This is a genomic window from Nocardiopsis chromatogenes YIM 90109, assembly GCF_000341185.1.
GTDB classification, from domain to species: Bacteria; Actinomycetota; Actinomycetes; order Streptosporangiales; family Streptosporangiaceae; genus Nocardiopsis_A; species Nocardiopsis_A chromatogenes.
Genome location: NZ_ANBH01000082.1, coordinates 26,191 through 47,091, shown reverse-complemented (window position 1 = coordinate 47,091; position 20,901 = coordinate 26,191). Strand labels below are relative to the sequence as shown.

Annotated in this window: 17 protein-coding genes and 1 pseudogene; 8 read left to right on the top strand and 10 right to left on the bottom strand. The window is 72.9% G+C overall.

The features are described 5' to 3' along the window. Window positions 1-141: 141 nt before the first annotated feature. Both D476_RS0108570 and D476_RS0108565 read right to left on the bottom strand, forming a co-directional pair. Window positions 142-2,724 carry an ATP-dependent Clp protease ATP-binding subunit gene (locus tag D476_RS0108570; protein ID WP_017623534.1) on the bottom strand — a complete coding sequence of 861 codons (2,583 nt, stop codon included), beginning with the start codon at window positions 2,722-2,724 and terminating at the stop codon, window positions 142-144. A 163-nt stretch (window positions 2,725-2,887) separates the two neighbouring features. Next, the gene (locus D476_RS0108565) at window positions 2,888-3,661 is read right to left on the bottom strand and encodes a DUF11 domain-containing protein (protein ID WP_017623533.1); all 774 of its coding nucleotides are present in this window, start codon (window positions 3,659-3,661) and stop codon (window positions 2,888-2,890) included. A 359-nt stretch (window positions 3,662-4,020) separates the two neighbouring features. Between D476_RS0108565 and D476_RS0108560 the strand changes: the two genes are divergently transcribed. Further along, complete coding sequence (locus D476_RS0108560) at window positions 4,021-4,359, top strand: hypothetical protein (RefSeq protein WP_017623532.1); 339 nt, start codon at window positions 4,021-4,023, stop codon at window positions 4,357-4,359. 28 nt (window positions 4,360-4,387) lie between these two features. On the opposite strand, the gene D476_RS0108555 is transcribed toward D476_RS0108560, so the two are convergent. The 4 genes from D476_RS0108555 to D476_RS0108540 form a co-directional block, all read right to left on the bottom strand. After that, the gene (locus D476_RS0108555) at window positions 4,388-4,696 is read right to left on the bottom strand and encodes a hypothetical protein (RefSeq protein ID WP_152529279.1); all 309 of its coding nucleotides are present in this window, start codon (window positions 4,694-4,696) and stop codon (window positions 4,388-4,390) included. A gap of 61 nt (window positions 4,697-4,757) precedes the next feature. Beyond that, complete coding sequence (locus D476_RS0108550) at window positions 4,758-6,053, bottom strand: MFS transporter (protein ID WP_017623530.1); 1,296 nt, start codon at window positions 6,051-6,053, stop codon at window positions 4,758-4,760. Next, complete coding sequence (locus tag D476_RS32575) at window positions 6,050-6,814, bottom strand: ArsR/SmtB family transcription factor (protein WP_152529278.1); 765 nt, start codon at window positions 6,812-6,814, stop codon at window positions 6,050-6,052. The genes D476_RS0108550 and D476_RS32575 overlap by 4 nt, the downstream gene beginning before the upstream one ends. Window positions 6,815-6,987: 173 nt before the next feature. Beyond that, window positions 6,988-7,293: a hypothetical protein gene (locus D476_RS0108540; RefSeq protein WP_017623528.1), complete on the bottom strand. Its 306-nt coding sequence runs from the start codon at window positions 7,291-7,293 to the stop codon at window positions 6,988-6,990. Between the two features lie 331 nt (window positions 7,294-7,624). On the opposite strand from D476_RS0108540, the gene D476_RS0108535 reads away from it, so the two are divergent. The 3 genes from D476_RS0108535 (at window position 7,625) to D476_RS0108530 (ending at window position 9,800) form a co-directional block, all read left to right on the top strand. After that, complete coding sequence (locus D476_RS0108535) at window positions 7,625-8,452, top strand: helix-turn-helix domain-containing protein (RefSeq protein ID WP_152529277.1); 828 nt, start codon at window positions 7,625-7,627, stop codon at window positions 8,450-8,452. Then, complete coding sequence (locus D476_RS36155) at window positions 8,442-8,765, top strand: DUF397 domain-containing protein (protein ID WP_083939454.1); 324 nt, start codon at window positions 8,442-8,444, stop codon at window positions 8,763-8,765. Before D476_RS0108535 ends, D476_RS36155 begins: the two co-directional genes overlap by 11 nt. A gap of 72 nt (window positions 8,766-8,837) precedes the next feature. Next, window positions 8,838-9,800 carry a hypothetical protein gene (locus tag D476_RS0108530; protein WP_239648638.1) on the top strand — a complete coding sequence of 321 codons (963 nt, stop codon included), beginning with the start codon at window positions 8,838-8,840 and terminating at the stop codon, window positions 9,798-9,800. Window positions 9,801-10,115: 315 nt separating this feature from the next. Here the strand turns inward: D476_RS0108530 and D476_RS0108520 are convergent, their stop codons facing one another. From D476_RS0108520 to D476_RS38845, 3 genes and pseudogenes are all read right to left on the bottom strand, one after another. After that, entirely contained in the window at window positions 10,116-11,660 is a 1,545-nt protein-coding gene (locus D476_RS0108520; RefSeq protein ID WP_017623524.1) for a hypothetical protein, read from the bottom strand. 390 nt (window positions 11,661-12,050) lie between these two features. Further along, the gene (locus D476_RS38850; RefSeq protein WP_017623522.1) at window positions 12,051-12,482 is read right to left on the bottom strand and encodes a hypothetical protein; all 432 of its coding nucleotides are present in this window, start codon (window positions 12,480-12,482) and stop codon (window positions 12,051-12,053) included. A gap of 88 nt (window positions 12,483-12,570) precedes the next feature. Further along, window positions 12,571-12,882: pseudogene (locus tag D476_RS38845) on the bottom strand (VLRF1 family aeRF1-type release factor); the annotation flags it as partial. On the opposite strand from D476_RS38845, the gene D476_RS38840 reads away from it, so the two are divergent. The 3 genes from D476_RS38840 to D476_RS0108500 all read left to right on the top strand — a co-directional run bounded on the left by D476_RS38840 (window position 12,848) and on the right by D476_RS0108500 (window position 17,076). Continuing rightward, window positions 12,848-13,135, top strand: coding sequence for a hypothetical protein (locus D476_RS38840; protein ID WP_017623520.1), 288 nt, complete (start codon window positions 12,848-12,850; stop codon window positions 13,133-13,135). The pseudogene D476_RS38845 and the gene D476_RS38840 sit on opposite strands and share 35 nt — an antisense overlap. 275 nt (window positions 13,136-13,410) lie before the next feature. Then, a complete protein-coding gene (locus D476_RS0108505) occupies window positions 13,411-15,846 on the top strand; it encodes a Tex family protein (RefSeq protein WP_017623519.1) in 2,436 nt (811 codons plus the stop codon). A gap of 378 nt (window positions 15,847-16,224) precedes the next feature. Continuing rightward, the gene (locus D476_RS0108500) at window positions 16,225-17,076 is read left to right on the top strand and encodes a thermonuclease family protein (RefSeq protein WP_026123353.1); all 852 of its coding nucleotides are present in this window, start codon (window positions 16,225-16,227) and stop codon (window positions 17,074-17,076) included. Window positions 17,077-17,863: 787 nt separating this feature from the next. On the opposite strand, the gene helR is transcribed toward D476_RS0108500, so the two are convergent. Beyond that, complete coding sequence (gene helR, locus D476_RS0108495) at window positions 17,864-20,032, bottom strand: RNA polymerase recycling motor ATPase HelR (RefSeq protein WP_017623518.1); 2,169 nt, start codon at window positions 20,030-20,032, stop codon at window positions 17,864-17,866. 261 nt (window positions 20,033-20,293) lie between these two features. Between helR and D476_RS0108490 the strand changes: the two genes are divergently transcribed. Next, window positions 20,294-20,896 (top strand): dienelactone hydrolase family protein, encoded by a 603-nt coding sequence (locus D476_RS0108490; protein WP_017623517.1) that lies wholly within the window; start codon window positions 20,294-20,296, stop codon window positions 20,894-20,896. Window positions 20,897-20,901: the final 5 nt, after the last annotated feature.

The following is a 20,901-nucleotide window of genomic DNA, read 5'->3' as shown; positions in this document are numbered from 1 at the left end:
GAGGAGATGCACCACTGCGGTTGCACCATGGACGGCGCGGACCGCACACGGACACACCGCATACGAACACACCGGTGCGCCGCCCCGGTCCAGGGACCGGGGCGGCGCCCGTCGTTCACGTCCGCCTATGGGCGACCGGCCTCAGGCGTGGCCCAGGGCCGCCTCGTCGCCTTGGGTCGCGGCTTCGGCGTCCGTCCTCGGCTCGCCCACGCGGGCCTCGGCGGAGCCTCCCCGGCGGACCGTGACCGCCAGCCCGGCGGCGCCGTCGCCGGTGTCCACCACCATGGTGTCCCCCTCGGTCGCCTCGCCGTCCAGCAGCATCTGCGACAGCCGGTTGCCCAGCTCCCGCTGGACCGTGCGGCGCAGCGGCCGCGCGCCGAACTCGGGCTTGTACCCCATCTCCCCCAACCGGTCCTTGGCCGTGTCGCTCACCTCCAGCGCGATGCCCTGGCCCCGCAGCCGCTCCCGCGTCTTCTCCAGCATCAGGTCCACGATGCGGCGCAGTTGCACCTGGTCCAGCCGGTGGAACACGATCGTCTCGTCGATCCGGTTGACCAGCTCCGGGCGCATCGACCGCAGCAGCAGGTCCATGACCTTGTCCCGCAGCTCCTCCTCGCCGCCCGACCAGTCCAGGATCATCTCCGCGCCCACGTTGCTGGTCATGATGACCACCGTGTTGCTGAAGTCGACCGTGTGCCCCTGCCCGTCGGTCAGGCGCCCGTCGTCCAGCAGCTGCAACAGGATGTTGATGACGTCCGGGTGCGCCTTCTCGACCTCGTCCAGCAGCACCACCGAGTGCGGGCGCCGCCGCACCGGCTCGGTCAGCTGGCCCGCCTCCTCATAGCCCACATAGCCGGGAGGCGCCCCGATCAGACGGCTCACCGTGTGCTTCTCGCCGTACTCGCTCATGTCGATGCGGACCATGTGGTCCTCACCGCCGAACAGCACCTCCGCCAGCGCGCGCGCCAGCTCGGTCTTGCCCACGCCTGTGGGGCCCAGGAACAGGAAGCTGCCCTCGGGCCGGTCCGGGTCGGACAGCCCGGCCCGCGCGCGCCGGACCGACTCGGCGACCGCCGACACGGCCTCCTCCTGGCCCACCACACGCTCGTGCATGTGCTCTTCCAGGCGCACCAGCCGGTCCCGCTCCTCCTCGGTGAGCTGCGACACCGGGATGCCCGTCCGCCGCGACACCACCTCGGCCACGTCCGTCGCCGTCACCAGCGGGACCTCGTCCCGGCCGCCGCGCGCCGCCTCCAGCTCCGGGCGCAGCCGCTCGATCTCCTCGCGCAGCTCCTTGGCCCGGTCGAAGTCCTCGGCCGCCACCGCCTGGTCCTTGTCCCGGTGCAGCGCCTCCAGGCGCTCCTCCATCTCCTTGGCGTCGTCGGCCGGGGTCAGCGACCGCAGCCGCACCCGCGCCGCCGCCTGGTCCATCAGGTCGATCGCCTTGTCGGGGAGGAACCGGTCGGAGATGTAGCGGTCCGATAGCCGCGCCGCCGCGTCCAGCGCGTCGTCCCCGATGCGCACCTGGTGGTGCGCCTCGTAGGTGTCCCGCAGCCCCGACAGGATGCCGATGGTGTCCTCCACGCNCTGGAACCGCCGCTCCAGGGCGGCGTCCTTCTCGATGTTCTTGCGGTACTCGTCGACCGTCGTCGCCGAGACAACGTGCAGCTCGCCGCGCGCCAGCGCGGGCTTGAGGATGTTCGCCGCGTCCATCCCGCCCTCGGACGAGCCCGCCCCGATGAGGGTGTGCACCTCGTCGATGAAGACGATGACCTCGTCGGAATGCTCGCGGATCTCGTCGACGACCTTCTTGATGCGCTCCTCGAACTCGCCCCGGTACTTCGACCCGGCGACCATGCCCGTCAGGTCCAGTGCCACGACCCGGCGCCCCTTGAGGGTCTCCGGGACGCTGCCGTTGACGATCCTCTGGGCGATGCCCTCCACGATCGCCGTCTTGCCCACCCCGGGCTCCCCGATCAGGCACGGGTTGTTCTTGGTCCGCCGCGACAGGACCTCGATCGCCTGCTCGATCTCCTCCTCGCGGCCCACCACCGGGTCCAGCGCCCCCTCCGACGCCTCGTCGGTCAGGTCGCGCCCGTACTCGTCGAGCGTCGGCGTCGACGACGAACCGCGCGCCTGACCGCCCGGCGCCCCGGCCCCCGAACGGGCGGCCCGCGCACCGGTGGTCATCGCCTCCTGGAGCGTGTTGGCGTCCACCCCCTGCTCCTGCAGGAGGCGGGCGGCCTGCGACTGCGGGTTGGCGGCCAGCGCCAGCAGCAGGTGTTCGACGCCCACGTAGCTGGACTCCAGCGCGCGGGAGATGCGCAGCGCGTCCTGCAGAGTGCGCTTGGCCGCCGGGGAGAGGGTCTCGGGCGTCTCCCCGGGCCTGCCGTCCCCCGTCAGGTCGGCGATGCGCACCGACAGCGCCGAGGTGTCGGCCCCGGCGGCGGCGAGGATCTGCTTGGCGGGGTCGGTGTCGGCGGCGGCCGCCAGCAGGTCGACCACGTCCAGGTCCGGGGCGCCGCGCCTGCCCGCCCGCTCCAGCGCCTCGCCCACCAGCTCGCGTGCGGGCTCGCTGAGCAGCCTGCCGATGTCGACGCGCTGCACCCCGCCCGCCCGCGGCGGCCACACGTCGGCCCCCGGGCCGCCCATCATGCGGCCGCTCAGGTAGTCGAAACGGCGGAACGCGTCGTCGAACATGGAGCCGAAGGGCGATTCGCTCACGGCTTCCTCCCCAGTGTCTCGGGTTCACTCAGGCCGGTGGCGCCTGCCCAGGGGGAGGTCGGCACCGCTGCCCACTGTCGCGAACGCCCTGGTGGGGGGCAACAATCGACAGCCAAAAGTTCCCCCATTGCGGGCGCAAGGCCCGCCATTCGCGCGGCGCGGTTCACTCCCGGTCGGCACCGACGGGTCGGGCCCGGCCCCCGGCCGCTCCCGAGGCCGGTTCCCGGGCCGCGTCCGGAGCGGGGACCGATGCGCGGTCCGGGGCGGGCACCGCCCCGTCGGCGGCGTCCGCCTCCGCCGGGGCGGCCTGCTCGATCTCCACCTCCAGCGGCCGCTCCTGCACCGGCGGCGCGAGGCGCCTGCGCCGCCACACCCACACCCCGGCGGCGACGGCCGCCGCGGCCGCGCCACCGCCGGCGATCCAACCCAGCGGCGGGGGCGGGGCGATGGGCATGGTGTGCGATGCGCAGTCCACCAGGCCCGCACCGGGGCGGGGGCGGACGCACGCGATGGTGGTCAGCCGCTCGAACCCCTCGTCGGGCTCGCCGACGCGCCCGGTGACGCCGACGAAGGTCTCCGCGTCCTCGGGCAGGCCGCGCTTCCAGGTGGCCTGCATCGGCCCGATCTCGCCCTCACTGGAGGCCTGCGGGTCCTCCATGTCGGGCGGGAGCAGCTGGACGATGACGGCCTCCGGGTGGTCCTCGCCGCCGTGGTTCTCCACCTCGACGGTGTACTCCAGCTCGTCGCCCGGCCGGAGGTCCTGCTCGACGGGGGTGATCCGGACGGCGAAGCCGCTCTCGGCGGGCGCCTCGGCCCGGCCGCCCGCGTCCCCCGCCGGGCCGGGCGCCCCGGGCGCGTCGTCCGCCGCGGCCGGAGCCGCGGGGACCAGGGCGGCCGCCAGGACGGCTCCGGCCGCCGTGATTCGCGGATGCTGCACGGGAAACGCCCCCTGCTCACTATTCGCGTTCATACGATTACTGACCGTTGGTGACGTTGATAACACGGAGCCGCGCGGCCGGAGGTGCGCCATGCCGGAGACCCGCACCTTGACGACGTAGATCAGGCGATTCCCGGCATGTCCCCCATGCGTCCCGCGTCCCTGACCGTCCCGATTCCCCTCCCGCCCCGCCTCGGCCGTTTTCGGCCGGGGCCCAGGTGGCAGGAACAGGGCGTGGCGCACGGCCCGGAACACGGGAATTCCCCGCCCGCCCGGCGCCGCCGCGCCCCGTGTCTGGGCGACAATGAGTGGGACGGTGCGGGCACTCCCCCACCGGGACGGAAAGGTGGTGCGCAAACGTGGACCCGGTGACACTCGTGGTCGGTGCCGCGGTCGCCCTCGCCGGGGTGTTCGTCGGGCGGATGCTCCCCCGCCGCGACCGCGCCCCGCAGCGGACGCTCCCCGAGCACCCCCCGCCCCAGCAGGCCCGGACCCCCCAGCCCATCTGCGGGTGCGGCCACCACCTGGTCTTCCACGACAAGCAGAGCAAGCTCTGCCAGGCCCAGGTGATCATCCCGGGCCGGTGGACCGGCCAGCACGGCGGCACCTACGCCCAGTGCAAGTGCCAGGGCTACCGGGGCCCGGTCCCCCTCGACGAGTACTACGCTCCGGACCTGCTGGAGGACAACGGCCCCTGAAGGGCCTGCGGGGCCGCCCGCGGCCCGCTCACGCCCAGGCCATGCGCTGGGCCGTGGCCACCTCCGCCGGGTCGGTGCCGTGGTGCACGTCCAGCACCTCCCTCCCGTGGCCGCTCACGGCGTAGACCGGCGCCCGCGCCGACACCCAGGTGTTCCCCGCCCAGATCTCCGTGTTGCCGTACTGGCTCTGCGGGCCGACTTGCACGGACCCGCCCCAGAAATCGCAGCGCGGGCAGTGGCCGACCCTCCAGTACCCGATCAGGACGATGGCGCCCAACGCCCCAAGGAGGAACCACGCCCCGGCCACAGCCCCGATCACCGTTCGTACCACGCGCACCCCGTCTCGGTCCTCCTCGCCGGAAGGGACCCTAACCGCCCCGCGCCTCGCTGTGGCGGGCTCATACGGCCGCTTCTTCGGCCAGGCGGACCGAGCCGGTGATCGCTCGGAGGGACACCACGGTCACGGCAGCGACGATCAGGCCCCCGAGGCTTACGGGGATCGCCAGGTCGATCCTGCCCAGGAAGCCGCCGAGCACAGCGCCGACGGGTGCCAGGCCCCAGCCGAGGGCCTTGCGCACGCCCTCCACGCGTCCGAAGAGGCCGTTGGGCGTGATGGCCTGCAGCACGGCGTACCCCAGTGCGTTCGCCGTCAGGTTGGCGGCGCCCATCAGGCACCAGACCACGGCCGCCGCCCATGGCGACGTCATCGCCCCCATTGAGGCGAGGAAGACACCGACGAGCACGAATCCGCCCGCAATGAGCACCCGCTTAGAGATGCGGCGGGCGAGCGGCGCGGCGACGGCCGCACCTCCGAGCGCCCCCAGGGCGGATGCTGCCATGAAGACACCGAACAGGTGCGGCGGCACGCCCAGCTTCTGCTGCACGAAGAGGACGATCACGGAGGCTGACATCTGGAAGCCGAAGCTGAGGCCGAGGGTGAGCCCCACCAGCCCTGCCTGCACGCGGTTGCGGGCGAGGTAGCGGAAGCCCTCGCGGGTCTCGGCGCCGACCGAGCGGAGCACCACACGCCGAGAGGGCCGCCCCTCCCCCTGCCCCTCTACCTGCTCGGCCGTGGGGACCCGGCGCGCGGTGGTCGGGACCGCGATGAGCACGACGGCGCTCAGGAGATAGGCGAGACCGCCCGTGGCCACCGGCAGCGCGGCGGCGGCACCGAAGAGGACCCCTGCGACGGGGGCACCCGCGAAGTCCTCGGTGACGACGCGGCCGCCCTCCATACGGCTGTTGGCCGCGTCGAGCCGGTCCCGCGCGACGATCACCGGGACGTGGGCGCGGGCTGCGCTGTCGTAGACGGTCTCGCACACCATGACGGTGAACATGACGGCGTAGAGGGCCCAGATCGTGGCGTTCCCGGTCGCCAGGAGCGCGGCGAGGAGCCCCATGGCCGAGGCCCGCACGAGGGCGACGGCGCGCATGGCGCGAACGCGGTCGACCCGGTCGGCGACGGCTCCGGAGAGGACCCCGAAGAGGAGCCACGGAAGGAACCGGACCGCCGTGAGGCCGCCGACCAGCAGCGGATCGGAGGTGAGAAGCGCGGCGACCAGGGGAAGCGCGGTGAGCATCATCCCGTCCGCCAGGTTCCCCGCCGTGTACGCACCCCAGAACCGTCGGAACACGGGGCCCGGTCCACGCGGCTCCCGGATGGCGTCGGCCTCTGCGCGCTCGGTCACGATCACCGCCCCCGCTTTCCTCGGCCGTCACCGTCAGGGCGGTCGGAGCCGTTGGGAGGCTCCATTGTCGAGCGCTCCGGCGGCGCGGTGCACCTGGTTTTCTCCGGGCCGGTGCCGCGTGCGTCCAGGTGGGGGAAGACGAAGATCTGCGTCTCCACGACCGTGGTGCCGGGGCGGACCCGGCCCGGGTCCTGTCCCTCCGTACGGACCCGCCACCGCTCCATGACCGCGGTGAGCTCGGCGGTGAGTTCGGCGGCCTCGGCGCGGGTCAGCTGGAGGACGTAGTCGGCGTCGGCGGTCGCCTCGACCCACGGGACGACCTCCGCGGGGTTCTCCTCGGTGAAGGACCACCAGCGTGCGCGGCGATCGGAGCGCCCCTGGTCCAGCGCATCGAGGACGACCCCGGCGGCCTCCCGTGTCGCCGGGTCACGGCGGTGGGCGAACCCGCGCAGGCTGTAGGTGCCGGGGACGCGCCGCCACCACCGCTCGCGCCCGCCCGGAGCGCGCTCGGGGTCGTCCTCGACGAAGCCGTGCCGGGACAGCACCCGCAGGTGGTAACTGGTGGAGCCGCTATTCTCCCCCAGCCGGGCGGCGAGCAGCGTGGCGGTGGAGGGACCGCCGATGGCCAGCTCTTCCATGAGCCTCATCCGGAGCGGATGGGCGAGCCCGCGCAGGGTCTCCGCATCGACCTGGCGGGGAGGGGGCGGCGCGCTCTGCCGCCCCTCGGACGGAGCGGGAGGGGCGTCGTCGTGTCCGTGCGGATTCACGGGCCGGACGCTATAGCACAGGTTCCTTTGCAGAGATTCCTTGGCAGTTTCCGGCCAGGCCTGCTGTTTCCGCTGGTGATGAGGTTGGGAGAGGCAGATGAATCGCTATTGGGCACCCACGACGGCAGAACAGAGGACCCGGCCGCGGGCGCCCTTTGCGGTTGCGTGCCGCGCTATGCCTCTCCGCCGATGTCGGGGCGGCGGTCGGTGAAGAGGTGGACGCCGTCGGCGAGGTCGTGGGCGCGGCGGGAGAAGTGGTCGGCGTCGAGCAGCGAGCGGTGGGGCCGCCCGGCGCGCGGGGGCGGGTCGTCGAGTTCGGCGAGGAAGCGGTTGACATCGGGCTGGATGAGGGTGGGGGCGTGGTCGGCGTCGCGGTCGCGGGCGGTGGCGATCCAGAGGTTGTCGGTGCGGCGGATGGACCACCGGTGGCCGTAGTAGGCGCGGAGGAGTTCGAGGAGGGGGTCGCGCTCCCGGCTCATCGGAGGCCTCCCCGGAGGGCGGCCAGGACCCGGTGCAGGTCCCGCGAGCGGTGGACGGCGGAGACGGCCCGGTCGGCTTCGAGCGCGAGGAGGTAGGGCCGTACCCGGGATGCGGGTGAGTGGTTTCGGCGGATAGTGTCCATCTGTCGTCAGCTCCAGTCAGCTGGTGGCCACGCCCCCGGACGGCTGCCACCGTCGCGGGGGTCTGTCTCTCTTCCAATGTGTGACCGGATCCGCCACCACCGCCATAGACACCTGCGGTTATGGAAGAAGAACGAGGCTGCGAGGAGATCCTGCAGCGCCGTGAGGGATTCTGTGGTTTCCTGTGGTCATGGGTCGCAGGGTGCAACCGCAGCACAACCCCGTTCTCCACCGATACGGGGCAGAACTATCCCGTCTGAGAGGTTTGGCCGAAATCTCCCAGCGATCACTCGCTCGACAGACCGGCTACTCCCCTCAGCAGGTCGGAGCAATCGAACGCGCTGAGCGCTATCCGAGTCGCGAGTTCTCCGAGCAGGCGGACATCCTCCTGGATGCCGGCGGATCACTTATCGCACTATGGAAGCGAATGTTCGACGCCGCCTTTCCGCGTGGCGTCGGTGAATACCTCGATGCCGAAAAGAGGGCGTCGATGATCCGCCAATACCACACAAGCCTCGTTCCTGGCCTACTCCAGACACCCGAGTACGCCAGGACGACACTCACCGCCGCGAACCCGTTCACCACGAAAGACGAAATCGAGCAGTGGGTGATCAGCAGAGTAAAGCGCCAAAGCCTCCTCGACTGCAACACTCACCCCGCGTTCTGGGTCATCATCGACGAGTCCGCACTCCTCCGCCCTGTCGGCGGCAGCAGCCTCATGAGCGACCAGATCACGCGCATCATCGACAATCACGAGTCGAGAAGAATTCGCCTGCAGATCACGCCCTTCTCCGCCGCCCATCCACCCGGCCTCACCGGACCGTTCCTCATCCTGTCCTTCCCTGACCAGGCTGATGTCGTATACGTGGAGACTGTGGCAAAGGGCGAGATGGTGAGCGAACCAGAGGTCGTAGAATCGGTGACGCAGCTCTTCTCCACTCTGCAGAGTGCAGCACTGTCTCCGGAGCAGTCTGTGGAACGGCTGCACGAGATCCAGAAGGAGTTCAATGGAAGATAAGTGGCGCACCTCCAGTTACAGCAGCCAGCAGGGCGGCGAGTGTGTCGAAGTCGCCCTTCCCCAACCGGTCGAGCCATGGCAGAAGAGCACCTACAGCCACGGCAACGGAGGCGCTTGCATAGAGGTAGCCCTCCCTGCGCCCGACTGGTCCAAGAGCAGACACAGCAGTGCAGCCAGCGAATGTGTCGAGGTCGCCCGCTCCCCCGAGGAGGTGAAGGTCCGAGACACGCAGAACCGGGACGCCGGACACCTCTCCTTCTCAGGCACCGAATGGGCGGTCTTCCTCGCCGAAGCCAGATCCCGCATGCTCTGACCCACGGACGGCGGGGCCACTCGCCGTCCCCCACGAGCCGTGGGGCGAGCAGCAGCAAGCGAGACTGGACACATGCCTCCTGAAATCTTCGACAGAAGGCTCCACCCCACAGGGGACCCGCTCGCTCCGCTTCGTACTGCCGGTGGGCGCCGCGTCGGGCAGGACGCCGCACGCAACATCGCCACGCGGGTCCACGCGCTCCGACTCGCCGATGACGTACTGGCCGGTGGCGACCTGATCGCTCCTGCACGGCGGGAGCTTTCCGCCGCCGTTCGCCTGTACCGCGAAGGTAGGCATTCTGAAGCCGTCGGACGCGCACTCTTGGCGGCGATCGGCGAATTCGCCCAGATCACCGGGTGGATCGAATCCGACGCCGGCCAGCCCGACCGCGCCGAGTCCACCTACCGGCTCGGCCTGTCGGCCGCCCGCGAGGCAGGAGATGCGACCCTCGCGGGGAACCTCGCCGGATCGCTCGCCTACCAGTGGTCGAACACCGGCCGGGAGACCGACGGTCTCGCCCTCGCCCAGGCCGCCCTCTCCGAGGCCGGACCGCACACGGTTCCCAAAGCGCGTGCGCTCTTCCACGACCGCGTCGCCTGGGCCCACGCGAAGCTGAATGACGCCCGGCCCGCGATGGACGCTCTCGACAAGGCGCATGACGCCCTGGCGGACGAGGCGACAGAGCCCGCTCCCGAATGGGCCTACTGGGTCAGCTCCGACGAACTCCGCATCATGGACGCGCGGGTGTACACCGAACTCCATCGGCCCCTGCGGGCGGTGCCTCTCCTCCGCGAAGTCCTGGAGCGCTACGACACTACGCACACTCGTGAGCTCGCGCTTTACCTCTCCTGGCTGGCCATCGCCTACGCGGATGCGAATGAACCCGAGGCGGCGGCCGAGATCGCCACGCGGGTGATGGAACTCTCGGCGGAGATCACGAGCGACCGTACGGCCGAGCGTTCGCGCGTGGTGCTCCGGCGCCTCACCTCGTACTCCGACGTGCCCGAGGTCCGCGCCCTTCTCGATGCCGCCTGATCCGGTTCTCTCCTCGGAGCCCTCTCCCCGGCCGTGGACGGGCTACGCCGGTCCCCTCGGACGGAGCCCTTCGTCTCCATAGGGCCCACCCGACCGGATCTGGTGCGCGCCCCGCCTGTGGGCGTTCATGGAGACACGCGAGGAAAGGAGCCTTCCATGGACTGGCCCACCGCGGCGATCATCCTCGGCGTGGCGTTCGCCGCCACCGCGCTCGGCACGGCCTTCATGGTCAGGGGCCAGAAGGAGGAGAAGGAGAACAAGAAGGAACAGTAAGGGTCCCGGACCCGCATCCCGCGGGCGCGGTCGGCGGGCACGCTATTCCGTCCGCCCCCGCCTCCCGGCCGCCGTCGGCGGCGTCCTCTTCCCCCCGAACCTCCTGCGCAGGAACAGGACCAGCAGCACCACCGCTGCTCCCCCGCCGACCCACGGCAGGGCCCATCCCGTCGCGGACGACAGCGCCTCCCCCAGGTCGCCATCCCCCGATGCCTCCCCGCCGGCCGTGGGGCCGCCCTGGCCGGTCCCCAGGACGTCCCTTCCGCCCAGCTCCACCAGCAGGCCGTCCAACGACTCGCGCACCGAGTCCTCCACCTTCCCGAAGAACACGGCCCCCTCCAGCGACCCCCAGTTCCCTCCGACGTCCTCCCCGCCCTTCACCGGGTAGCCCGTGATCGCGCCCGTGCCGTCCACCGCGTACACCGCGACCGGCCCGTCCGCCCCCTGCGCGACCGCCGCCGCCAGCGCATCGTCACCGGGCCCCGTCCCTCCGGTCTCCAGGAACGCGCCCTGCGGCACGACCGCCACCCGCACGGGCTCTCCCCGCCCATCCCGCTCCTCCCGCTCGGCCAGCGCCGCGTCGACCTTCTCCGCGTCGCCCTCCTCCAGGTCGGTGGCGGCCAGCGGGTGCACGTACAGGTGCCCGTCCGCCAGCCCTTCCCGCGCGTCCTCGACCACACCCCCGTCCACGGCCCCCGCGAACGACGCCACGGCCGCGCCCAGCTCCCCCTGCGCCCCCGTCGCCCCCTCGGGCAGAACCGGCGTGATCTCCGACGGCTCCAGGCCCTCCTCCCCCGTCGCCGGGGTCAGCTCGAACGCCCCGTCCCGCCACTGGGCCAGCAGCGCGCTCCCGCCCCCGCCGAGCGGCGCGAGCATCTCCTCCGCCAGCTCGTCGGCCCCCTGGCCGTCGGCGGCGGCCGCGAGCGCCGGGATGACCGCGACCCGCACGTCCTCCAGCCCACCGAGCCGCCGGGTCAGCGCATCGGCGGCGGCCCCCGGGAACCCCTCCTCGATGGACGGGTCCACGTACACCCGCTTCCCCGCCTCGGCCGCCCTGCGCACGGCCCCGCGCAGGTCGCGGTCGATCAGGTCGACGACCCCGGCCACGCGCTCCAGGGGCCCACCGGCGGACGCGGCGAAGTGGTCCTCCAGCTCCCCGTCGGTGACGGCCGCGGGACCGACCCACGACCACCCGAACCGGGGCTCTGCGGCCGCGTCGGCGCCGTCGCGCACCGCGGCGACGTACAGCCCCGGCCGACCGACCCGCACGGCCGTCCGCTCGGCGGCCGACTCCGGGTCGCCCTCGGCCAGGATCTCGGCCCGCACGGCCACGTCGGCGCTCTCCAGCCGCGCCCGCGCATAATCCTCCACCTGCTCGGCCCGCGCGCGCTCGGAGGGCCCCGCCCCGTCCTCCCCGGCCCCGCCGTCGGTGTGGACGACCTCGCCGGAGGCGAACGCCTCGACGGCGGCCTCGACCCCGTCACCGCTCGTCGCCGCCCCCGCAGGGGCCGCCGGGACCGCCCCCAGGACCGGCCCCGCCACCGCCGCCAGGCACACGAGAGCACCGGCCCGCACGGCCTTCCGCATTCCCAGAACCTCCGCATCCCCGCGCCCGGGACCCAGGCCCGGCCAGGTTAGCCCACCCCCTTTGCCCGCGTTTCGTCGGGCCCGAATCCGCGCGCGCACATCGACGCAGTTCACAGCGGGTAGGAGTCCCCCATGGACGGAACCGTGACACTGAACCTGCTGATGGCACTGGTGCTGCTCGTCGGGATCCTCGCCCTGATCGGAACCGTGGGCATGCTGATGAAGCACGAGAGCGACCGGGCCCACCGGTGACCGGACCGGGACGGAAACGGAAAAAGGACGCACGCGAGAGGGGCGCCCCGCACGGGGCGCCCCTCCTGTCGTACCTGTCGTACCTNCCCTGTCGCCCCTGCCGCGCCGGATGAGCGGCGGCGGTCGCCGCCCGCTCCGCTACCAGCGCAGCTGCGCGGCCACGCCCTCGTCCTCGGACAGCACGTCCGCCGCCTTCTCCGGCAGCACCGTCACCTCGGACCCGTTACCGAGCGCCATCTCGATCATCCGCTCGCCCATGTCCCGCTCGGGTGCCATCTCCGCCTGGTCGACCCCCGGGGGCACCTCGCCCTCCGGGAAGTAGGAGCCGTCGGGCGACCTCTGCCCCGCCATCCGGACGGCCCCGTCGAGGAACAGGTGCGCCACCCGCCCCTCGCGGAAGGCCCCCAGCACGTCGCTCAGCCCCACGGCACCCGAACCGCCGGACAGCGCCGCGTCCCGCGCCTTCTGCGCCGCGTCCCTGGCCCCCTGCACGCGCACCGCCTCGATCTCCGGGCCGATCTGCGCGGCGATCTCCGGCGGCGTGCGGGTCTCCACCACCTGCCCCAGCACGATGATGTCCCGGTGGCTGTCCTGGNGGCGGTTCGCCGGTGATGGCCACCGACGACCACCCGCACTCGTCGGCGATCCGCTTGAGCTGCGGGCGCATGTCGTTCAGGTACCGCAGCATGTGCTCGGCGACCTTGTGGTTGAAGCGGTCGAGCTGCCCCGAGGCGCGGTTGAACGTGCGCGGGTGGCCCCGCGCGGGGCCGCGCATCTCGCGCCAGTCCTCATCGTCGATCTCGATCGGCAGCCAGGTGATGTCCTTGGCGGTGCCGAAGCGCAGGTCCACCACGCGCACCCCGTCGGCCGAGACCGCCAGCACCCCGGCCGGGGCCCCGGTGGCCACCGCCGCCGCCAGCGGCCGCAGGTAGGCGGTGCGCTCCAGCACCGCGCAGTCCTCCAGCGGCATCTGCATCGTGTACACGCGCACATCGTCACTGCTGACCGGGGCGAACAGGGCGCGCCCGACCCCCGACTCGGCGCCGCTGTCCAGGACATCGTCGAGCTGCGGGCGCAGCGCCTCCAGCCGCGCGAGGACCGCCTCCTTGCGCCGCTTGTCGCCGTTGGAGCTCACCTCGTTGCGCAAGGCGGTGATCTCGTTGGCGACCTGCAGGCGCCATGCGGGGGAGGACGACCGGTCGCGCGGGTCGGCGGTGGCGTAGACGGACAGCACCCCCATGTCGTCCGTCATCGTCGCAAGGTCTCGGAGCGATGTCTGGTCAAGGAGCACGTTCATCCCGCCAATCGTCGCGATGTGCTCGCCCCGGAAGGCCGGGGCGAGATCCCTTCCTGCATAACAGGAGATCAGGACGCATATCAACGGTCGGTCGGGATCGCACCATGCCGGATCCAAGAAATCCGGCCGCCCGGTGTGACAAGGCGGCGGCGCCCCAGGAGAATGCACCGTGGACAATCCGACGAAGATGGACAAGGCAACGTGACGACCTCTATCGAACAGCGGATCGCCGAGGAGCTCGGTGTCGCCGAGAAGCAGACGGCGGCCGCCATCGGGCTGCTCGACGAGGGCAGCACCGTCCCGTTCATCGCCCGGTACCGCAAGGAGGCGACCGGGGGCCTGGACGACGCCCAGCTGCGCACCCTCGAAGAGCGCCTGCGCTACCTGCGGGAGCTGGAAGAGCGGCGCACCAGCGTGCTGGAGTCGATCGACTCCCAGGGCAAGCTCACCGACGAGCTCCGGGCGAGCATCATGGCCGCCGACTCCAAGGCCCGCCTGGAGGACATCTACCTGCCCTACAAGCCCAAGCGGCGCACCAAGGCCCAGATCGCGCGGGAGGCGGGGCTGGAGCCCCTGGCCGACCTGCTGCTGGGCGACCCGGGGCAGGACCCCGAGGGCAGCGCGGCACCCTACGTCGACGCCGACAAGGGGGTGGCCGACGCCAAGGCCGCGCTCGACGGCGCCCGCGCCATCCTCGTCGAGCGCTTCACCGAGGACGCCGACCTCGTCGGCGACCTGCGCGAGCGCATGTGGGAGCGGGGCCGGGCGGTGTCCCGGGTCAAGGAGGGCAAGGAGCAGGAGGGCGAGAAGTTCGCCGACTACTTCGACTTCTCCGAGCCGCTGACCGCGCTGCCCGCGCACCGGGTGCTGGCGCTGTTCCGCGGGGAGAAGGAGGACGTGCTCTCCCTGACCCTGGACCCGGAGCCGGAGGACGCGGGCGAGGGCGCCGAGCCGGGGCCGACGGTGTACGAGCGGGCGATCGCCGCCCGGTACGACATCGCCGACCGGGGCCGCCCGGCCGACCGCTGGCTGCTGGACACGGTCCGCTGGGCCTGGCGCACGCGGGTGTTCGTGCGGCTCGACATCGACCTGCGGATGCGGCTGTGGCAGGCCGCCGAGGACGAGGGCGTCCGGGTGTTCGCCTCGAACCTGCGCGACCTGCTGCTGGCCGCCCCGGCCGGGCAGCGCCCCACCATCGGCCTGGACCCGGGCCTGCGCACCGGGGTGAAGGTGGCGGTGACCGACGGAACCGGCAAGGTGGTGGCCACCGACACCATCTACCCGCACGCGCCGCGCAACCGGTGGGACGAGTCGATCGCGGCGCTGGCGAAGCTGGCGGCCGAGCACGGGGCCGAGCTGGTGGCGATCGGCAACGGCACCGCCTCGCGGGAGACCGACCGGCTGGCCGCCGACCTGATCAAGCGCCACCCGGAGCTGAAGCTCACCAAGGTGATGGTGTCCGAGGCGGGCGCGTCGGTGTACTCGGCCTCGGCCTACGCCTCCCAGGAGCTGCCGGAGCTGGACGTGTCGCTGCGCGGGGCGGTGTCCATCGCGCGGCGGCTCCAGGACCCGCTGGCCGAGCTGGTCAAGATCGACCCCAAGTCGATCGGGGTGGGCCAGTACCAGCACGACATCTCCGAGGCGAAGATGTCGCGGACGCTGGACGGCGTGGTCGAGGACTGTGTGAACGCGGTGGGCGTGGACGTCAACACAGCCTCGGCGCCGCTGCTGACGCGGGTGTCGGGCATCGGGTCGACGCTGGCCGACAACATCGTGGCGCACCGGGACGGCAACGGGCCGTTCCGCACCCGCGGCGACCTGAAGCAGGTGGCGCGGCTCGGCCCGAAGGCGTTCGAGCAGTGCGCCGGCTTCCTGCGCATCCCCGGCGGGGACGACCCGCTGGACGCCTCCAGCGTGCACCCGGAGGCCTACCCGGTGGTGCGGCGGATCATCGACGGCACCGGGACGGCGCTGACCGACCTGATCGGCGACGGGAAGATGCTGCGGGGGCTGCGCCCGGAGGACTTCACCGACGAGGCGTTCGGTGTGCCCACGGTCACCGACATCCTCAAGGAGCTGGAGAAGCCGGGCCGCGACCCGCGCCCGGCGTTCGCCACGGCGGCCTTCAAGGAGGGCGTGGAGACCCTGTCCGACCTGGAGCCGGGGATGATCCTGGAGGGGACGGTCACCAACGTGGCCGCCTTCGGGGCGTTCGTGGACGTGGGCGTCCACCAGGACGGGCTGGTGCACGTGTCGGCGATGGCCAAGCGGTTCGTGGAGGACCCCCGGGAGATCGTCAAGCCCGGCGACATCGTGCGCGTGAAAGTGATGGACGTCGACGTGCGGCGCAAGCGGATCTCGCTGACGATGCGCCTGGACGACGAGATCGACGGCACCGCCAAGGGCGGCGGCCGCGCCGACGGCGAGGGCGCCTCCGGCGGCGGTGGCCGCGGCGGCGGGAACGGCCAGGGCGGCCGCGGCGGAGGAGGCCGGCGCGGCGGCAAATCGGGCGGCGGGGGCAAGCCGGGCGGCGGGGGCAAGCCGGGCGGCGGAGGCAAGGGCCGTGGCGGCGCCTCCGAGCCGAACGGGGCGATGGCCGACGCCCTCCGCAAGGCGGGCCTGGACCGGCTGCGCTGACCGGGACGGCGGCGGTCGGCCGTGTGCAGGGCCCAAGCTCTCTGAGCGGGCGGGGAATCTCCCCCGCCCGCTCCTTCGTGTAAAGGGACCGACGCACCGGCTCTGGGGACTTTGGTCACCTTCTTCCCGGGACCAAGGTCGGTGAAATGCCGCGCTCGCCCGCCTTTGCCGAGTATCGCCCTGAATCTCCACTCCTGCGCACTAGGCTTGCCTCCTTATTCCGGAGTGGATGCTGTGGCTTCAGCGAAGCGGGTGACGATCATGGCCGCAGATGACCTGCCCTTCACGGACCCGGCCGCACGGCGGCGGGCACCCGCGCGGCCGCCGGGTCGGGACCCGGATGACTCCTCCCCCGCCGTCGGAAGCGCTCCCGGACGCATGACGCGGATGGCGGCGGGGTGCCTCATCGCACTGGCGCTGTCGGGGTGCGCGCTCGGCGATCCCGCCGCGGTGGACACGGAGGACGGATACGGGCCCTCCGAGGAGGCGGCGGAGCCGACGCCCTCCGAGCCCGCGGTCCCCGACGGGGTCCCTGAGGACGCCCAGGCCGCCGAGGTGGAAGAGGTCCCCAGTGCTGGGACGGTGAGGCTGCTGGCGCTCGGCGGACGAGCCGACGGTCCGCTCACTGAGGGGGAGAGCGCTGAGGTGCTGCTCTCGGGCATTGAGGCCCCGGCGTCCGGTGAGTGCTACGCCGAGGAGGCCGCGGACCGTGCCGAACTGCTGCTTCGGCCCGGGGAGACCGTCTTCGTCGGCGACGCCGGCGACTCCGGAGACGGCCTGCTCGCCCAGGTGTGGAACGCCGACGGCACCTGGGTCAACGAGGCCCTCCTTCGGACCGGGCACGCCGAGTTCGCCTCGATGGACGACGCGACGGACCGGGCCGACGAGCTGCGGGAGGCGGCGGACGGGGCCGAAGAGGCCGGCGAGGGCCTGTGGACCGAGTGCGCGCCCGAGCCGCCGCCCGAGCCGGAGGCACCCCAGGAACCGGAGGAGCCCGCCGCCCCGGAGGTGGAGGAACCGGAACCGGCTGAGCCCGCGGAACCCGCCGAACCTGAAGAGCCCGCGGCGCCGGATGACGGGATCATCATGGCCCCGTCCGGAAAGCACTACGCGGCCGGGCAGTTCTGCAAGCACGACCACCTGGGCATGACCACCCAGGACGCGTCGGGGCACACCCTGCTCTGCGCCTTCCACGACGGCGAGGCCAACGCCCGCTGGAAGCGCGTATGAGCTCCGGACGGCCGCCCCGGGAGGTCACCGGAGGTCACCCGCGAGGCCCATGACGCGAGCACCGCGCCATACGGCGCCGCTGGTGCGCCGAGTGCCATGGGGCGGCCCGAATCGACGACACTCCGGGGGCGCCGACCGCCTGACGCGCACGTATGTCTCGTCTGCCGGACCTCTTCGACCGGATCTCTTCGAGGGGTAGGGCCGCATTCCCTCCCCCCGTCGGGCGCCTCGTCTCCGCTCCACGGTTCCGGTCCCACTGGAGCCGCCGTGCCGTAAGGGGCACCGACCGGCGGATGGCATCCGCCGGCCTTCCACGCCGCGCACCGGGCACCCCTGGCGGGGATCTCCAGGAATGACACCCCTCCGGCGACACCATCGGCGAATTCCGCCGAGTGTTCACCCGGGGCACAGGAGAGCCGAACGGGAGATCCGGGAGGTGGCCGGTGCTGCTCCGGTAGCCCGCACATCCGCGCGGGCCTGGGCATCGCCGCGGGTGAAGGCCTCACCCGGGGTACGGGGAGGAGGCGACACGACAGCCGCCCGGTCCCGCCGCGCTTCGCCCCACCGCCCGCTAGGAAACCATCAGCAACACCCGCCCCAACGGATCCGCCAACAGGTCCCTCCGGCGGACCTGGCCGACCGGCGGTGCGGGCGGCGAGACCGCCCGCACCGCCACCGGCCGGGGCCCGTCCGTCCGGCCCGGCGAGGAGCGCTCACCCGTTCCCCCTCGGCAGGCCACGGGCCCGGCCGGTCGCATTCGTGAGGCGCCGGGCGCCCGCGCCACGGGTCAGGCGCTGGTCAGGACCACCAGGCGCCCGGTCGCCCTGGTCATCGCGACGTAGCGGTCCACCGCCCCGGTGATGCCGTCGCCGAAGGAGTCGGGGTCGACGAGGACCACCAGGTCGAACTCCAGGCCCTTCACCAGCTCCGGGGACAGGGACCGGACCCGCGGCCCGTCCCGGAAGGCCGGGGCGCCGATCACGCAGGCGGTCCCCTCGGTGTTCTCGGCGAGCCAGGCGTCGACGACCTCCTGCAGGTCGGCGGCCGACCCGTGCGCGACCGGCACGCCGCCGCGGCGGATGGACACCGGCACGTTGGCGTCCGGCAGGGCCGCGCGGATGACCGGTTCGGCCTCGGCCATGACCTCCTCCGGCGTCCGGTAGTTGATGCTCAGGGACGCCATCGTGATCCGGTCGAACCCGACCCGCTCCAGCCGTTCGCCCCAGGTCTCGGTGAACCCGTGCCGGGCCTGGGCCCGGTCCCCGACGATGGTGAAGCTCCGGGACGGACAGCGCCGCATCAGCATCCGCCACTCGGCGTCGGTCAGTTCCTGGGCCTCGTCGACGACGATGTGCGCGAACGGCCCGGCGAGGCGGTCCCGGTCGGCGGCCGGGAGCGCCCCCTCGTCGACCAGGGTCTCCTGCAGGTCCTCGCCGAGCAGCATCGTCACCGCGCCCTCGCCGTCGTCGTCGGCGCCGACGATGTCGTCGATGACGTCGGCCATGCGCGCGCGTTCGGCCGCCGCCGAGGAGCGGCGCTCGCGCTCCCGCCGCGCCGCCCGCGGGTCGCCGGCCCGCTGCCGCGCCGCGTCCAGGATCGGCAGGTCGGACACGGTCCAGGCGTGCGGGTCGGGCCGCTGCAGCCGTCTGACCTCGTCGATCTCCAGCCCCGGCGCGCACATGCGCAGGTAGGCGGGGACGGTCCACAGGTCGCCGACGATGTCGGTCGGTTCGAGCAGCGGCCAGGCCCGGGACAGGGCCCCGATCAGCTCCGGGCTGCGCAGCAGGGCGGCGCGGACCTGCTCGGTGGGCGCGTCCTCGTCGTCGGGGTCGGCGATGGCGTCCGCCCCGATCGCGGCCAGCTCCGCGAGGATCTGTGCGCGCGCCTCGTTGTGCGGGGTGCCCGGCTCCACGGCGTCGAACGCCTCGGCCCAGTCGCGGGCGGTCAGCCGGACGTCGCCCCGGTCGGTGGTGACCGTCGTCGCCTCCTCGGGCGGGCGCTCGTAGAACCGCACGGCCTTCTCGACCGCCCCGGCCAGGTCGGCGGAGGACTTGAGCCGGGCGACCTCCGGGTCGGCCTCGGGCGGCGCGTCCGCCCCTTCCGGGACGAGGTCGCGCACGGTGCAGGTGAGGACGCCCTCCTCGCCGAGGCTGGGCAGGACGTCGGACACGTAGGCCAGGTAGGGCCGGTGCGGGCCGACGAACAGGACGCCGCCGCGGCGGTGGCCCATGCGGGGGTCGGCGTAGAGCAGGTGGGCGGTGCGGTGCAGGGCGACGACGGTCTTGCCGGTGCCGGGGCCGCCGTCGACGACGAGGGCGCCGTCGGACCCGGCGCGGATGACGGCGTTCTGGTCGGCCTGGATGGTGCCCAGGACGTCGCGCATGCGCTCGGACCGGTTGGTGCCGAGGCCGGCGATGAAGGCGGACTGGTCGTCGAGCGCGGCGTGGCCCTCCAGCCCGTCCTCGCTGAAGACCTCGTCCCAGTAGTCGGCGATGCGGCCGCGGGTCCAGCGGTAGCGGCGGCGGCTGGCCAGGCCCATCGGGTCGGCGTGGGTGGCGGCGAAGAAGGGCTCGGCGGCGGGCGAGCGCCAGTCGACCAGGAGGCGGCGGCCCTCGGCGTCGGTGAGTCCGAGGCGGCCGATGTAGACGGGGCCGGTGCCGTCGGCGGCGACGATGCGGCCCAGGCACAGGTCGAGGCCGAATCGGCGCAGGGTGCGCAGGCGGGCGGAGAGGCGGTGCACCTCCAGATCGCGGTCGAGGGCGGCGCGGCCCTTGCCGCCGGGGGCGCGGCGGGCGGCGTCGAGGCGGTCGGACAGGTCGGCGACGGACTCCTGGAGGGTGCGGGCGACGGCGGCGAAGTGGCGCTCGTCGTCGGCGATCATGGCGGGGTCGGTCTTGCCGGGGTGGTGTTCGGCGAGGGCGGAGAGGTCGAAGGCGCTGTCGGCCTGGGTCGTCACGGTGTCCCCCGGATTGCATGCGCTGGTCACGAGCGACGATTGTGCGCCACGACCGGGGTCTTGCCGCAAGCCCCGGGGTGCGCTATAGATTGAGAGTGGCAGGGAGGTTCCTGCCCATGACCGTCCACAATGGATGGTCGTTTTTCTCCCCTCCCCCGCCCGTCCTCGCCCGCCGAATGTCGCCACGGGGGCCCATACTTCTGCCGACGGCACCGCCGGGTGCCGCCGGTGCCGTCCGTGGCACGCACGAGGGGAGCCAACGTGGCCGAGGTCGTCGTCTTCCACCATGCGCTGGGCCTGACGCCCGGGGTCCGCGCGTTCGCCGACGGGCTGGGCCGAGCGGGCCACCGGGTGCACGTGCCCGACCTGTACGAGGGGCGCGTCTTCGCGACCTTGGAGGAGGGCGCGGGCCACGCGCAGGACATCGGGTTCGGCACCGTCATCGAGCGCGGGACCGCCGCCGCGGAGCGCCTGGCGTCGGCACCGGTGTGCGTCGGGTTCTCGCTGGGCGTGCTGCCCGCGCAGAAGTACGCCCAGACCGCCCCCGGGGCGCGGGGCGCGGTCCTGCTGGAGGCGTGCGTACCCGCCTCCGAGTTCGGCCCCGGGTGGCCGAAGGGCGTCCCGGTGCAGGTCCACGGGATGGACGCCGACCCGTTCTTCGCAGGCGAGGGCGACGCGGATGCCGCGCGGGCCTTGGCCGAGGAGAGCCCCGACGCGGAGGTGTTCCTGTACCCGGGCGATGGCCACCTGTTCACCGACAGCGGCCGGGCGGCCTACGACGCGACGGCGACGGCCCAGGTGATGGAGCGCGTGCTGGCCTTCCTCGGCCGCATCGACGCCGCCCTGGGATCATCGGCACCGTGAGCGGC

Coding starts and splice junctions, on each gene's coding strand:
- D476_RS36155 (WP_083939454.1), top strand. CDS start 8,442: ATGGAAGATAAGTGGCGCACCTCCAGTTACAGCAGCCAGCAGGGCGGC.
- D476_RS0108535 (WP_152529277.1), top strand. CDS start 7,625: ATGGGTCGCAGGGTGCAACCGCAGCACAACCCCGTTCTCCACCGATAC.
- D476_RS0108520 (WP_017623524.1), bottom strand. CDS start 11,660: ATGCGGAAGGCCGTGCGGGCCGGTGCTCTCGTGTGCCTGGCGGCGGTG.
- D476_RS0108500 (WP_026123353.1), top strand. CDS start 16,225: ATGACGCGGATGGCGGCGGGGTGCCTCATCGCACTGGCGCTGTCGGGG.
- D476_RS0108540 (WP_017623528.1), bottom strand. CDS start 7,293: ATGAGCCGGGAGCGCGACCCCCTCCTCGAACTCCTCCGCGCCTACTAC.
- D476_RS0108530 (WP_239648638.1), top strand. CDS start 8,838: ATGCCTCCTGAAATCTTCGACAGAAGGCTCCACCCCACAGGGGACCCG.